We start from the raw sequence: 14,392 nt of genomic DNA on the forward strand, positions 1-14,392 counted from the left end.
CTCGGGACGCTACCCGAGATGCCCGGTCACTCGTGCCGCGGCTCACGGCCGCTCGTCCACCGCCTCGGACCGGACGGACACCGAGTCGATCACGGCACCCGCCGGCACGTCACCGACCCGCTCGGTCTGCAGGGTGCGCTCGCCGAGGTAGGTGCCGTCCGACGGGGCGATGATGATCTCCTGGCGTTCCTTTCCCGACGCTGCGCGCAGCCCGAAGGCAGTGCCCTGACGACCGTCGAGTGATGTCTGTCGCTCGGTGACCACGATGTCGGGCAGGCTGGCCAACGTCTCGTACACGGTCGCGCGGAGGTCGGCGGGGACCAGTCCCGTCCGCAGGAGCTGCCGGACCGTGCCGAAGACGTGCTCCGCGTCCGTCGTGTCGACCGCACGTGGGGCGGCCTCGATCCGCCGGACGAGCGCAGCAGGGTCCCGGGGGAGACCGGCGATGTCAGCGGCGATGAGCGTCCCCGGCTGCTCCCCGCCGAGTTCCCCGACCGTGAAGTCCCCGCCCGCGGCGCGCTGCCACAGGGGGTCGTCGCGATGTGCCGACGACGCGTAGTCCTGCGCCGCCGCGTCCCGCGCAGCCGCACCGCCGTAGAACGTGGTCGCCGGCCCGGACCACGTCCGCCGGACCCACGTGCCGGTGACGTCCTGCGGGACCCAGGTGGTCGTGGTCGTCGGAGCGAGGTAGCCCTCGTCGTAGTGCTCGCCGTCCGAGGTCGCGAACGCGAGCGACAGTTCCGATTCCGAGACACGCGTGTAGGTACCGGTGGGGGCGCGGTCCGCTGCCGCTGCACGCGCTGCTTCATGCAGGGTCGCGGCTGCGGCCGTCTCGGGCGCGGCCCAGTGGCTGATCCCGATCCCGGAGACCACGAGGCCTCCGGTCACGACGACGGTCGCCCCGGCGAGCAGCGCCGGCCGGAGCCGGCCGACGGGGGGCCAGGAACGCCCGAGCAGCGCCCGGCGCGCGGGTGCGGTCCGGTTCGTGGGCGCGTTCGCAGCGGTCTCGAAGCGGTGACGCGCTCGCTCGAGCGAGGCGTCGACCGCCTCGGGCGGGAACGGCTCGTCCCGACGGAGCAGGCGGAGCGCGGGGAAGTCGAGGTCGTCGTCAGACATGGAGTGGTCCGTTCAGGGAGTCGGTGGTGCCGGGCACGGCGCGGAGGGCAGTGCGGGCGCGGCTGAGTCGGGAGCGGACGGTGCCGACGGGCACGCCGGTCGCCTCTGCGATCTGCTCGTAGGTGAGTTCGGCCCAGGCGTGCAGCAAGACCGTGTCGCGTACCGCCGGGCGCATGCGGTCGAGCTCGCAGACGACGACGGCGACGGCGCGCTGGGCGTCGAGGTGGTCGCCGGTCTCGTCCTCCAGCCGGTCGGGGACGGCCACGCGGGACATCGCCCGGTCGGCCCGACGCTGGGACCTCCAGTGCCGGTGCAGCAGGTTCGACGCGATGCCGAACAGCCAGGGGAGCGGGTCCTGCCGGTCCGGGTCGAAGGAGTCCCAGCGGACGAGCGCGGTCACGAAGGTCTCGCCGAGGATGTCCTCGGCGCTCTGCAGGTCGGTCCGGCGGGCGAGGTAGAGCAGGATGCGGCGGCCGTGCTGGTCGAACTGTCGACCGAGTTCGGCGGCCCCGTCAGGCGGTGGGTGACTACTGGGCACGGTAGGTCTTGCCCGATCCCCGCGTCGGAGTTCCGGATTCGTCGTGCTGGTCCCTCACTGGGCGTGACCGAGGACCCGGTCGAGATCGCTCGTCCCGTCGAGCAGGCCCGTCAGGTTCCGGAACGCCCGCTCCTGCACCGCACGCTCGGGGTGGTGTGCCGCGATCGCGAGCTCGACCGTCATCGCGTGGAGCGCCAGCCGGTCGCGCTCGTGCTCGTGGGCGAACAGTTCCGGGTACGCGTCACGGAGCCACCGTGGGACGTCGACCAGGGTCCCCGGGTCGAGCGTCGACGCTCCGGGGGTCGGCGGGAACTCGTCCGGGTGGGCGCACCACCGCAGGAGCGTGTCGAGTTCGACGTCGGCGGGTTGCGTGACCGCCTCGGCGAAGTCGATGAGGCCGGAGACCTCGTCGCCGTCGACCATGACGTTCGACGGGTGCAGGTCCCCGTGGACGAGGACCGGCGGGGCGTCGGCGAAGAGCCCGACGTGCGCGCGCGCCCAGTCCCGGGCAGCGGTGACGACCTCGACGTCCGCCCCGTCGCGCCGCAGGGCCTCGGCTGCCAGGCGCTCGGCCGTTCCGACGATCGGCGGGTGGTAGGCGGGCCAGTCCGCACCGGCGAACGCATCCGCCAACCACGGCGGGCGCAGCGCCGGGGATGGTGCGGGGACACGGTGCAGGGTGCGCAGCGCCGCGCCGAGGCTCTCGATCATCCGCCGTCGTCCGTGCTCGTCCGACGGACCCCACGCCTGGTGCAGTGTCCGGCCCGGCAGGCGCTCGGTCACGGACCACGGCCCGTCCGGGTGCTCGCCGACCGCGATCGATCGGGCGTGCGGGACGCCCGTGCCGGCCAGCGCTGCCAGGACCGCGGTTTCGTGGCGGTAGGCGTCGCGGGCGCCGCCGGTGCTCTGCCGCACGACGACGTCGTCGCCGATCCACGCCCGGCTCACCCATCCGGCCGACGTCCGGAACCGCCCGCTGGTGGGCAGTCCCGCGGCGGCGAGGATGTCGGCGAGGGCACCGGTCGGCTGGTCCACAACGGCGCCGATCAGGTCGACTGCCGCGGGACGAGGAAGCACTCGGCCGTGCGGACGCCGCCGGTGACCTCGTCGCCCTGGATCATGCGCATGAGCAGGTCCGCCGCCTGGCGCCCGACCTCGCGCAGGTTGAGGTCGACCGAGGTGATGCTCGGGCGCGCTGCCTCCGTCACCACGGTCCAGTTGTCGACCCCGACGACGCCGACCTGCGTGGGCACGACGACCCCGGCTTCGCGCAGGCAGTCGACGACCCCGCGCGCGATCTGGTCGCTCGCGCAGAACACGCCGTCGAACTCCGTGCCGAGCAGCCGGGTCGCCGCCTCGTACCCCCAACGCTCGCTCCACTCACCGTAGAGCGCGTCAGCGCCCGCGAGCGTCGCTCCGGCCGCGGCGATCGCACGCTTCGCGCTCTCGACCCGGTGGCTGCTCGCCGTGTGCCGACGGGCTCCGGAGACGACGGCGATGGACCGTCGTCCCGTCCCGACGAGGTGGTCGATCGCACGGGCCGCCCCCGCTTCGTCGTCGGGCACGATCGACACGTCGGCCGGGTCCGTGGACGGCGAGAGCGCGTACACCGCCGGGACCCCGAGGAGGCCGGTGATGGAGGGCCGCGGGTCGCTGGAGCGTCCGGTCACGACGATGCCGTCGACGCGCTGGTTCAGGAAGGTCTGCACGTAGTGCGTCTCGCGGATCGGGTCGCCCCGGCTCTCGGCGAGCAGCATCGAGACCTCGCCAGGGCCGAAGGTGTCCTCGGCGCCGGTGAGGATCGGGATCGTGAACCGTCCGTAGGCGTCGGTCGAGAGCACTCCGACGAGGAACGACCGGCCGGGAGGCACGGTGCGGGTCCCGGCGCGCACGCTCAGCCCCAGCTCGGTCGCCACCGCGGCGACGCGCTCTCGCGTCTGCGCCGCGATCTGACCGCGGCCGTTCAGCACCTTGGAGACGGTGCCGACGGACACGCCGGTCTGCGCGGCGACGTCCGCCAGCGTGACCTCTCGACGGTTGACCACGGCGTCCTCCTTCCGGTGCGATGCTACGGCACCTCGGCAAACCTTGCCGCATCACGATTCGGTCGTCAAGCATTGACACGCCGGCCACCGCCCTCTAGCGTCGGCAAACACAGCAAAACTTGCGGCAACGGTGCGGCAAGGAGAGATGCGGAGATGACGATGAAGACATCCACGTTCAGGCGCGCGACGGTGCTCACCGCCGCGCTGGCCGTCGCGGCGCTGGGGTTGGCCGGGTGCTCGTCCAGCGGCTCGGCCGAGGGCAACGGCGACGGGAAGGGCACCGTGACGCTCTGGCAGCGGGACGGCGGTGTCGACCTCACCGACCAGGTCAAGGCGTACGAGAAGACCCACCCCGGGGTGACGGTGAAGATCTCGACGATCCAGGCCGACCAGTACCTCACGAAGCTCGCGAACTCCGCACGCGCCGGATCGGTGCCGGACCTCGTGAGCTTCGACATCGTCAACACCCCGCTCCTCGCGACGCAGGGACTGCTGGCCGACGTGACCGACAAGGTGAAGGACCTGTCGAACGCGGACGACCTCGCCCCGGCCGGCGTCGACATCGGCACGCTCGACGGCAAGAACTACGGGCTGCCCGTGGGGCTGACCGGCTCCCAGATGTTCTGGAACAAGTCGCTCTTCGAGAAGGCGGGCCTCGACGCGACCAAGCCGCCGACGTCGCTCGCCGAGGTCCGTGCCGCGGCCGAGAAGATCCAGGCGCTGGGTGGCGGCGTGACCGGCTTCTCGACGCTCGGCGGTGTCGGCCAAGCGTGGACCGGCTTCCCGAGCTCGTGGGCGAAGGGCGGGAGCGTCCTCACCGCCGCGGGCAAGAGCCAGAAGGCCGAGTTCACCAGCAAGGACCTCGTCGGCATGGTCGACTGGTACCAGGGCATGTGGAAGTCGGGACTCATGCAGAAGACCGACCAGCCGAACCAGGACCCGGGCAACGTCGGGCAGGAGAACGCCCTGAACGGCAAGGTCGGCATCGTGTTCGGGGGCGCGAACGTCCTCACCGCGAAGAAGGCGGACTGGGGCAGCGCGGTCGGGATCCCGGGCGTGGACGGTGGCTCCGGGTCGTTCCTCGGCGGAGACGAGATCGGCATGACCGCGGCGGCGAAGAACACCGACGGGGCGTGGTCGCTCATGAAGTGGCTCGTCAGCTCGAAGCAGGCCGCTGAGATCGACCTGTCGCAGGGCTGGATCGCTCCGGACCTCACGGTGGCGAAGAGCCTCGCGACCGACGAGTGGTCGAAAGACATCGTCGACACGCTCGCGATCGGCAAGCTGCCGAAGAGCATCGCCTACAACGCGGTCGTCAACGATCCGAACGGGCCGTGGGCGCAGCAGTCCCAGAAGGTGATCTTCCAGGGCGCCGACGCCGAGAGCGCCCTCGCCAGCGCCGAGCAGCAGGCCAACTCGTTGATCGAGCAGGCGTACAGCCAGGTCGGCCAGTGACCGCCGTCACGACGACGGCGCTCGCCGGGGTCGCGGACGGGCCCGCCCGGGCGCGTCCGCGACCCGGGAGCCGGCGGCGGCAGACCCTCGCCTGGCTGCTCCTCGCCCCGGCCCTCGTCCTCGCGGTCGTCTTCTTCGTCGTCCCGATGGCGCTCCTGGTCGGGATGTCGTTCACGAACTGGCCGCTGCTCGGACGGGTCAGCGGTGCCGGGATCGCGAACTACGCGCAGGCGTTCCAGGACGCGGCGTTCTGGCGGTCGCTCGGGTTCTCGCTGCTGTTCACGGTGGTCTCGGTGCCGCTCGGCATGGCCGTCAGCTACGCGGCCGCGACGATGGTGCGAGGAGAGGGACGGTTCGTCTCGTTCGTCCGGACGGCGTTCTTCATGCCCGTCGTCATCGGGTTCACCGCCGCGGCGTACATGGCGAACGTGCTGCTCGTGCCGGGGACCGGTGTGATCAACGTGCTGCTGCGGTCGGTCGGCCTGACCGACGGGCAGACGGCCTGGTTCACCGCACCCGGTCCGGCGTTCTGGGCGGTGGTCGTCCTCACGGTCTGGAAGTCGATGGGCGTCGCGATGATCCTGCTCATGGCCGGGATGCAGGCGGTGCCCAACGAGGTGATCGAGGCGGCGAAGATCGACGGCGCCGGATGGTGGCGCCGTGAGGGCTCGGTCGTGTTCCCGCTCGTCCGCCGACAGTTCGCGCTGTGCCTGCTGCTCGCCGTGTCCGGGTCGATCCTCGTGTTCGACCAGTTCTACGTCCTCACCAAGGGCGGCCCGAGCGGCGCGACGACCACCACCGTCATGTACACGTACCAGCAGTCGTTCGTCCGCTACGACCTCGGCTACGGCGCCGCGCTCTCGATGATCCTCACGGTCATCATCCTCGCCATCGCGGTCGTCCAGCTCCGGGCCTTGCGGTCCACCGAGACGGGGGACGAACGATGAGCGCGACCGACGTGACCCGGCGGACGACCGCAGCCGGCGGACGCGACGCGAGCCGTGCCTCCCGGCCGGGCGTCCGTGACCGGACCGACCTGCCGGAAGCGGCGCCGCGTCGTCGCCGGCGCGGGCCGACCGCAGCCGGCGTCACGTACGTCGTCGTCGGGACCGTCCTCGCCCTGCTCTTCATCGCGCCGGTGGTCTACATCGTCTTCCGCTCGTTCCTCCCGGCGGACGCCGACGCCCGCGGCATCGGGTTCGAGTCGCTCGCGACCCTGACCCTCGGGAACTACGCGAAGGTCTTCGACCCGTCCGTCGACCTGCGGCAGAACATCGTCAACTCGTTCGCCGTCGCGATCGCCGTCGCGGTGCTCGTCGCCGTCGTCTCCACCCTGGCCGCCTACGCGCTCTCGAAGATCCGCTTCCGCGGGTCGACCGTGGTGTTCGTACTCCTGCTCGCGCCGCTCGTCGTGCCGTTCCAGGGGCTGCTGACGCCGCTGTCGATCGTGCTCGGCAAGCTCGGTCTGCTCGACTCGCTCGCCGGGGTCGTGCTCGTCCTCGTGACGCTCCAGCTGCCGTTCTCCGTCTTCGTCATGCGCAACACGTTCGACGGCATCCCGCCGGAGCTCGAGGACGCGGCCGCCATCGACGGGGCCGGGACCGGGCGGATCCTCGGCTCGGTGATGCTGCCCCTGGCGTGGCCGGGGCTGGTCACCACCGCACTGTTCGGCTTCATGGCCGGGTGGAACGACCTCCTCAGCTCGGTCACGTTCCTCTCGACCGACAGCAAGTACACACTCCCGCTCGCGCTGGCGAGCATCAGCACGTCCTTCAAGATCCCCGGTGTGCCGGTGATCGACCCTGGACTCCTCACCGCCGTCGCGTGCGTCGCGACGGTCCCGGTGGTCGTGCTGTTCCTCGCGCTCCAGCGCTACTACACCAAGGGCCTCATCGGAGGGTCGATCAAATGACCATCGAGTACACCACCACGGACGACACCACCACCGCGCGCGGAGGACGCCCACACCGACCACTCCCGCTCGGGAGCACCACGCCGGGGGGCTGGCTGCTCGACCAGCTCCGGCTGCAGGCCGACGGCATCACCGGGCAGCTCGAGTCCGTCTGGTCCGACGTCGGCCCGGACAGCGGCTGGCTCGGCGGCCCGGGGGAGGACTGGGAGCGCGGACCGTACTACCTCGACGGGCTCGTCCCGCTCGCCCACGTGCTCCACGACGAACGGCTCCTCGCGCTCGCCAGCCCGTGGATCGAGTGGATCCTGGGGTCCCAGCGCGAGGACGGGTTCTTCGGCCCGGCTGGCAACGACGACTGGTGGCCGCGGATGGTGGCGTGCAAGGTCCTCACGCAGCACGCCGACGCCACCGGCGACGATCGCGTCGCGCCGTTCCTCGCCCGGTACTTCCGGCACCAGCTGGACCACCTGCCCGAGCGGCCGCTGACGTCGTGGGGTCGTGCGCGCGGTGCTGACAACGCGCTCTCCGTCTGGTGGTTGCACGAGCGGACCGGCGAGGACTGGCTGCTCGACCTCGTCGACCTGCTCGCCGAGCAGACCACGCGCTGGGACGACTACCTCGCCGCCGACCTCATCACCGGAGCCGCCCGGACGTTCTCGCACCGCACCCACGGGCCGAACGTCGCGATGGGACTCAAGACCGGGGCCGTCGAGGCCCTCCGCGACCACGACCTCGTCGGGCACGCGGCCCGCACCGAGGCGTCCTTCGCCGCCCTCGACCGGTGGCACGGACAGGCGTCGGGGTGGTTCTCCGGGGACGAGTGGCTCGGCGGTCCGTCGGCCACGGCCGGCATCGAGACGTGCCAGGTCGTGGAGATGATGTTCACGGCCGAGGTCCACGCGCAGGTCTACGGGCGGGGCGTCGACGGCGACCGGCTGGAGTCCCTCGCGTACAACCTGCTGCCGGCGTCGAGCGACCCCGAGATGCGCGGGCACCAGTACCACCAGCAGGCGAACCAGGTCGAGGTGTCCGTCGCCCGTCGCGAGTGGAGCTTCTCGTCCGACGACGCCGGCATCTTCGGCCTCGAACCGCACTTCGGCTGCTGCACCGCCAACCTGCACCAGGGGTGGCCGAAGTTCGTGTCCCACCTCTGGCTCCGCGACGACGACGGCCTCCGCGTCGTCGCCTACGCCCCCTCCGAGGTCCGGACGGACGTCGACGGCGCCCCGGTCACGGTGACCGTCGACACGACGTACCCGTTCGAGGAGACCGTCACCCTCCGCGTGCAGACCGAACGCCGCGAGCCCTTCGCTCTCCGCCTGCGGATCCCGGTGTGGGCGACCGACGCAACGCTGACCGTCGGCGGTGCGGCGGTGTCGCTGCGCCACTCCCCGGCCACGGGAGGCGCGCTGGGAGACGAGCCGGGCCTCCAGGTCGACGACGGCTACGTCACCCTCGTCCGCGACTGGTCCACGGCCACCGACGTCGTCCTCGTCCTGCCCATGCGGGCACGCGTCGTCCGTCGTGAACGCCAGGCGGCGGCCGTCCGCCTCGGCCCGCTCGTGATGGTGTACTCGCCCGGCGAACGATGGGTCGAGCACGTCGGCGCCCCGGGCATCGGGGAGTGGGAGGTGCACCCGCGCGGGTCGTGGAACTGGGGGCTCGCCGACGTGCGCGAGGCCGGTGCTTGGCGCGTCACACGCGGCGCCGTGCCAGCCGCACCGTGGTCGCTCGGTCACCGGCGCGACGCAGCCGTGGTGCTGCATGCTCCCGGCGCCCGTGCCACCGAGTGGCGCATGGCCGGGGCACAGGCTGCACCGCCGCCCGCGAGTCCGGTCCTCGACCACGGTCCGGACGACGACCTCCGACTGGTGCCCTACGGATCCGCCCGGTTGCGGATCACGGAGTTCCCCGTCGTCGGGAACTGGCGAGACCGCGACGACCCGGACGAGCCCGTCCGGTGATCGACCGCCCGGAGGTGCGTGGTGCGCGCGCCTCCGGGTCCAGGGCCCCCTCCGTCCCCGGCCAGCGGCCGTCGGTGACGAACCTGAAGCCATCGTCATGTTCCGGTCGCAACCGCGAGCGCACCGCTGCTCTACCGTCGGTCTCGGGGGCTCGTCGCTCCCGCCGACCCTCCGAGGAGCACCGATGTCGACGACACCCCCTGGCTGGTACCCCGACCCCTCCGGTCAGCACGGCACCCGGTGGTGGGACGGCGTGCAGTGGACCGACCAGGTCGGGCCGCCGACGTCCCAGATGGCCCGCCCGCACATCCCCGACCACGTGCCGACCGACACCGTGTGGGTGTGGATCATGGCGCTGCTGCCGATCGTCTCGTTGCCGGTCTCGCTCCTGTACCAGCCCGAGTTCCGCTACGAGGTCCTCCCGGGTGGCGTCCGGACCGTCGATCCACGGTCGATCTACACCGCCGGGTACCTGCTCGTGCAGGGGTTCACCGTCCTGGTCTACGCCGCGACCGTCGTGCTCGCGTACTTCGACCACCGCGAGCTGAAGCGGCGCGGCGTGGTGCGTCCGTTCCCGTGGGGCTGGGCGTTCCTGCTGTCCCCGATCCTGTACCTGATCGGCCGGTACGTCGTCGTCCGGAAGGTCGCGCCCGGCCGACCCATGTGGCCGCTCTGGACCAACATCGCCCTGCTCGTCATCGGCCTGGTGATCGGCATCGCTCGGAGCGTCGCGATCTTCCAGCAGATGCTGCCCTAGTACCGCCTACTACCGCGCCCTGACCAGCCGCGGGATCCGCTCCTTGAACGGGAAGAACCCCCGCGATGCGAACGGCCACGCGCGGCTGTCCCACGGGCGTCGCACCGTCACGAGCCCCACTCCCTCCGCTGCGAGTGCCGGCCGCAGCACGTCGAGCCGCTCCTGCACCGGCCCGACCGGGGCGTACGGCACGAGGACCGTGTCGAGCGCTGCCGACCGGGCCCAGTCCACGACGGTCGATGCATCGGCGGCGCCGAGGGTCACCGCCGGGAGCCCGGCGGCATCGGCCGTCCGGGCGGCAGCGTCCGCGACGGCTCCGGTCGTGAAGGCCTCGACGAGCGGCGACACCGGCGCGGGCGAGCGGGCTCCGGCATCGGCGAACACCGCCGCCGAACGCAGCGTGGGTGCGGCCGGGCCCAGCGCGGTCAGCAGGGAGGCGGGCTCGAGGTCCTCCTCGTGCAGCAGCAGCCCGACCCGCGACCCGATCTCCCCGACGACGTCCTCCGGGGCGATCGGCGTCGCCGGTGGGAACGGCTCCTCGTCGAGCGGCCGCGCGGTCGTCGCGAGTCCCCTCGGTGCGAAGCGGCCCTCGGTGTAGCGGGCGATGTTCTCCGTCGTCGCCAGGTAGGTCTTCCCCCGGGTCTGCAGCCCCGCCACCCACCGCCACGAGAGCGTGTTCGACGCCGCGTCGCCGTCGAGGAGGTGCCGGAGGAAGAAGTCCGCCCCGAGCTGCCACGGCAGCCCGAGCGTGAACACCCAGATGCTCGCGAACCACATCCGGACGTGGTTGTGCAGGTACCCCGTGTCGACGAGTTCCCGCGCCCAGGCGTCCATCGCGTCGATCCCGGTCCGACCCGCGACGGCGTCCTCGTAGCCGTCCGGCAGGTCCCCTGCGAACAGCTCCCGGACCCCGTCCCGGTAGCGCCGCCACACCTCGGGACGCTGCTCCAGCCACCCCTTCCAGTAGGTCCGCCAGAACACCTCCTGCACGAACTTCTCGGCGGCGTGCAGGCTGTGGCGCTCGAGGACGGCGTCGACGACCTCCTCCTCGGTCACCAGCCGGTGCCGGACACACGGCGACAGCCCCGAGACGTTCGACCGCGAAGGGCCCAGGTCGTGGTTGCGGTCGCGTCGGTAGTCGGCGCCGGCTCGGGGCACGAAGTCGTGCAGGGCCTCGAGGCCAGCCGCGCGGGTGGGGATGAACACCGCGCCATCCTGCGCCCGTGGTCGTACGGCCAGCCGAGAGCCGCTGTACCCGGCGGCCGCGACCCGACGGCCCGACGTGACCGGGGGTCGCTGACGCGACCAGGTCCGGACTGGAGGCACGGTTCGGGCCCGCACCGCGCCTCCAGTCCGTCAGGTGGTCCGGATCGCGGACTGGAGCCGCTCGATGTGCGCTCCGAGCGCTCCGGATGCCAGCAGGCCGGGACCGAGTGGGCCGGACGTGTCCTCGCCGAGGAGCGGCAGGCGTCGCAGTGCCGCGCGGACCGGCTCGCCCGCGTGTGCGAGCTGCCAGGCGAACTCCTCGTCGCCGCCCGCGCCGGGGGCCGCGAGTTCCGCGGCGCGCGCTGCGTACGCAGCGGCGCCGAGCGCGTGCGCACCCATGTGTGCGACGCCCGACGCCTGTCCTGCGGCGCGTGCCGCCGCCCGTCCGGCGTCCGAGCTCGCGGCGTGCGCGGCGCGACCGGCGACGAACCGATCGCGGATCTGTCCAGCGGTGTCCAGCTCGCCGGAGGCGAAGCGGCGCGCCCGATCGATCCCGTCGCGCGGCCGGCCGTCGTCCGGCGCCTCGGCCTCGAAGAGTGCGAGCACGCGCTCCGCGCAGTCCGCCGCCCAGGCCGCGACGAGCCGTCGGTCCGCCTCGTCGAGGGCCTGGGGTGACGTCATGCGCGGAAGGCTAGCGGACGGCCGGGAGGCGCGGCGCCGACCCGCGCCGCGCCTCCTGTCCGTCAGCGGGTCGCGACGGTCACCCGCCGCAGCGTGAACCCACCGTCCTGCGCGAAGAGGCCCAGCCGCCCGGACGGGCGGTCGTAGAGCCGCGTGCTGAGCGCGACGGAACCGTCCACGACCACCACGCAGATGTCGCCGTCCAGGTGCACGACGATCCGGTGCTGGCCGGGGTCGAGCGGCACCGGACGCTCGAGCTCGACGGCGTGCGGCACGTCGCCGAGGACCTGCCACTGCTCGCCACCCGTGGAGCCGCGCGGCCAACGGTCGAGCACCATCCGGCGGCGGTCGGGTTCGAGGCGCAGCGCGTAGCCCTCCTCGGCGTCGTCGCTCGTGCGGAGCAGCACGCCGAACGCGCGGGTGTCGGCGTCGACGTCGAGGTCGATCGACACGAGTGCCTCGGTCGGCAGCTCGGGCCCGACCCAGGCTGCGTACCGGGACTGCGCGTCGTGGCCGACCGACCCGGCCGCACCGTTCGTCGGGCCGAAGGCGTCCGTGACGTCGACCTCGTCCGCGTACGCGCGCTGCAGTCGCTCGGGGAGGTCGAACCGCAGCGAGCCGTCCGGTCGCTGGTGCGCCTGGAGCGTCGCCATCGTGCCCGCCCACTGCCAGGCGCCGGCGTCACGCTCGCCCTCCTTCGTGGCGATCCACCCGACGAAGAAGCGGTCGTCGCCGAAGGCGACCGTCTTCGCCGCGTAGAACGCCCGCCCGTCGACGGCGTCGTCGGCCGGCGCGAGCCACGGGCCGTCGGGTGAGGTGGCGGTCCGGTACCGGGTGCAGAACGCGTCGGAGAACTCCGAGTACACGAGGTACCACCAGTCGCCCCACCGGAAGACGTCGGGGCACTCGTGGGCGATGAACCGGTGCGGTGCCCAGAGCGGTTCGGCGTCTCGCCACGTCACGAGGTCGTCGGACTCGAGCCGCGCGACGAGGCCCGAGCGACGGTACGGCTCGTCCGGACGCCGGGTCGCGATGAGCATCTGCCACGGGCCGTCGGCGGACGGGCGGTGGACGAACGGGTCGCGCCAGTCCTCCGGGGCGTAGCCGGGCAGGGCGGGCAGGTCCCACTCGGGGTGCTTCGTCCAGGAGGTCGGGTCACCGTCGGAGGTGGCGTGGCAGACCACCTGGACGTCCCCCTGTCCGCGGTCGGTCTCGACCGTGACGTGCGGGTTGTGGCCGGTCGAGAACAGGTGGAGCGTGCCGTCGTCCCCGCGGACGACGCTGCCCGTGTAGCAGTCGTGGTCGCTGGCGTCCGGACCGCCGGAGGGCAGCACGACGCCGTGGTCCTCGAAGGTGACGAAGTCGGTCGTCGTCACGGCAGCCCACGGCATGCCCGTGATCCGCTCGAGCGGGGGAGCGTCAGGTCGTTCGTCGAGCAGGTAGTACAGCCATACGGTGCCGTCGAGCTCGACCGGGATGACGTCCCCGACGAAGCCGTCCGCCGGCCGGTGGTGGGTGCTCGGGTGCGTGGTCACTCGGTGTCCTCGGGGGTCGGTGGCGTGCGCGGGGCGCCGAGAGAGTTGCGTGGCACGTACTCGCACGGCACGAGGTGTCGGCCTGGCTGCTGCCGCTCTGCGAGCAGCAGGGTGCCGGCCTCGAACCCCATCTGCTGGTGGGGCAGCGCGACCGTCGTCAGCGGCGGGTGCATCTGGTCCGCGAGGTCTGGCTGGTCGTCGAACCCGACGATGCTGATGTCCTCCGGGCATCGCAGACCGAGCGACTGCGCGGCCATCAGCGCGCCGACGGCCATCCGGTCGTTGCCGCAGACGATCGCCGTCGGAGGGTCCTCGGTGAGGATCGCCGTCGCGAGGTCGTGTCCGGAGCCGACCTGGTAGTTCCCGAACCGGACGGGCACGTCGTCCAGCGCGATGCCCGCCGCGGTGGCGGCGTCGTCGAACCCGCGCTTGCGTTCCCGGCACGCGTAGTCCTGCTCGGGTCCGCCGAGGAACGCGACCCGGGTGTGCCCGGCGGCGAACACGGCTGCGGCCACGTCGAGGCCGCCCTGGTACTCGTCCGCGAGCACGGTCACCGCCGGGGCGTCGCCGGGTGGGTAGCAGTTGACGAACACGGTCGGCACGTCGTCCGCGCCCGCGACCGGTGCGACGTCCTCGGGGCCGGGGGCCGCGTAGACGAGCCCCGCGACGCCCTGCTGCACGAGGTTCGCCACCGCTGCCTTCCCGCCGTCGGAGGTCTGCGCCGTCTCGACCACGAAGCAGACGTACCCGGCCTCCTGCACGGCCTGCTGCACACCGAGCACGATGTGGCCGGCGTAGGGCTGCGAGACGAGGCGGTCCGCGATGACGCCCACCGTGTACGAGCGGTTCGACCGGAGGGACTGCGCGGCGCGGTTCGGCTGGAAGTTCAGCTCCTTCGCCGCCTCCCACACCCGGGTGCGGGTCTCCTCGGCCACCGAGACGTCGCGACGGTCGTTCAGGACGAACGACACCGTCGGTTGCGACACCCCGGCGTGCCGCGCGACGTCCTTCATGGTGACGCGGTGCGGCTGCGCTGTCCGCTTTCGGCTCGCCATCGATCCTCCTTCGACGCCTCATCATGGCATGAGCAAATACGTATTGCCACCTCTCCACCCAGTGTGTACAGTCGCCCTGCAAATACGTATTGGTCCCGAACGGCGGGGCCACGATCGCTCAGAGAGGA

General features: G+C 72.3%; 13 protein-coding genes. 5 read left to right on the forward strand and 8 right to left on the reverse strand.

All coding sequences use genetic code 11. The features are described from left to right. Nucleotides 1–42: 42 nt before the first annotated feature. Genes QPJ90_RS07790 through QPJ90_RS07805 form a run of 4 tightly spaced genes read right to left on the reverse strand, consistent with a single transcriptional unit; the run spans nt 43 to nt 3,699 of the window. Nucleotides 43–1,116, reverse strand: coding sequence for a CU044_5270 family protein (locus tag QPJ90_RS07790; RefSeq protein WP_290133851.1), 1,074 nt, complete (start codon nt 1,114–1,116; stop codon nt 43–45). Continuing rightward, the gene (locus QPJ90_RS07795) at nt 1,109–1,654 is read right to left on the reverse strand and encodes a sigma-70 family RNA polymerase sigma factor (protein WP_290133852.1); all 546 of its coding nucleotides are present in this window, start codon (nt 1,652–1,654) and stop codon (nt 1,109–1,111) included. The genes QPJ90_RS07790 and QPJ90_RS07795 overlap by 8 nt, the downstream gene beginning before the upstream one ends. A gap of 54 nt (nt 1,655–1,708) precedes the next feature. Next, entirely contained in the window at nt 1,709–2,689 is a 981-nt protein-coding gene (locus tag QPJ90_RS07800) for a phosphotransferase (protein ID WP_290133853.1), read from the reverse strand. Between the two features lie 11 nt (nt 2,690–2,700). Further along, complete coding sequence (locus QPJ90_RS07805; RefSeq protein WP_290133854.1) at nt 2,701–3,699, reverse strand: LacI family DNA-binding transcriptional regulator; 999 nt, start codon at nt 3,697–3,699, stop codon at nt 2,701–2,703. Nucleotides 3,700–3,852: 153 nt separating this feature from the next. On the opposite strand from QPJ90_RS07805, the gene QPJ90_RS07810 reads away from it, so the two are divergent. From QPJ90_RS07810 to QPJ90_RS07830, 5 genes are all read left to right on the forward strand, one after another. Beyond that, entirely contained in the window at nt 3,853–5,154 is a 1,302-nt protein-coding gene (locus QPJ90_RS07810; protein ID WP_290133855.1) for a sugar ABC transporter substrate-binding protein, read from the forward strand. After that, nucleotides 5,151–6,101 (forward strand): sugar ABC transporter permease, encoded by a 951-nt coding sequence (locus QPJ90_RS07815; RefSeq protein WP_290133856.1) that lies wholly within the window; start codon nt 5,151–5,153, stop codon nt 6,099–6,101. The genes QPJ90_RS07810 and QPJ90_RS07815 overlap by 4 nt, the downstream gene beginning before the upstream one ends. Continuing rightward, on the forward strand, nt 6,098–7,066 hold the full coding sequence (locus QPJ90_RS07820) for a carbohydrate ABC transporter permease (RefSeq protein ID WP_290133857.1): 969 nt from the start codon (nt 6,098–6,100) through the stop codon (nt 7,064–7,066). The genes QPJ90_RS07815 and QPJ90_RS07820 overlap by 4 nt, the downstream gene beginning before the upstream one ends. Then, nucleotides 7,063–9,030: a beta-L-arabinofuranosidase domain-containing protein gene (locus tag QPJ90_RS07825; protein ID WP_290133858.1), complete on the forward strand. Its 1,968-nt coding sequence runs from the start codon at nt 7,063–7,065 to the stop codon at nt 9,028–9,030. The genes QPJ90_RS07820 and QPJ90_RS07825 overlap by 4 nt, the downstream gene beginning before the upstream one ends. A 184-nt stretch (nt 9,031–9,214) precedes the next feature. Then, on the forward strand, nt 9,215–9,787 hold the full coding sequence (locus QPJ90_RS07830; RefSeq protein ID WP_290133859.1) for a DUF2510 domain-containing protein: 573 nt from the start codon (nt 9,215–9,217) through the stop codon (nt 9,785–9,787). 9 nt (nt 9,788–9,796) lie between these two features. Here QPJ90_RS07830 and QPJ90_RS07835 read toward each other — a convergent pair whose 3' ends face one another. The 4 genes from QPJ90_RS07835 to QPJ90_RS07850 form a co-directional block, all read right to left on the reverse strand. Then, nucleotides 9,797–10,993: an FAD-binding domain-containing protein gene (locus QPJ90_RS07835; protein WP_290133860.1), complete on the reverse strand. Its 1,197-nt coding sequence runs from the start codon at nt 10,991–10,993 to the stop codon at nt 9,797–9,799. A gap of 150 nt (nt 10,994–11,143) precedes the next feature. Further along, the gene (locus QPJ90_RS07840; protein ID WP_290133861.1) at nt 11,144–11,674 is read right to left on the reverse strand and encodes a putative immunity protein; all 531 of its coding nucleotides are present in this window, start codon (nt 11,672–11,674) and stop codon (nt 11,144–11,146) included. Nucleotides 11,675–11,736: 62 nt separating this feature from the next. Further along, the gene (locus tag QPJ90_RS07845) at nt 11,737–13,209 is read right to left on the reverse strand and encodes a GH32 C-terminal domain-containing protein (protein WP_290133862.1); all 1,473 of its coding nucleotides are present in this window, start codon (nt 13,207–13,209) and stop codon (nt 11,737–11,739) included. Beyond that, nucleotides 13,206–14,264: a LacI family DNA-binding transcriptional regulator gene (locus QPJ90_RS07850; RefSeq protein ID WP_290133863.1), complete on the reverse strand. Its 1,059-nt coding sequence runs from the start codon at nt 14,262–14,264 to the stop codon at nt 13,206–13,208. The genes QPJ90_RS07845 and QPJ90_RS07850 overlap by 4 nt, the downstream gene beginning before the upstream one ends. Between the last annotated feature and the right edge of the window lie 128 nt (nt 14,265–14,392).

Source organism: Curtobacterium sp. 458 (genome assembly GCF_030406605.1).
Lineage (GTDB): Bacteria > Actinomycetota > Actinomycetes > Actinomycetales > Microbacteriaceae > Curtobacterium.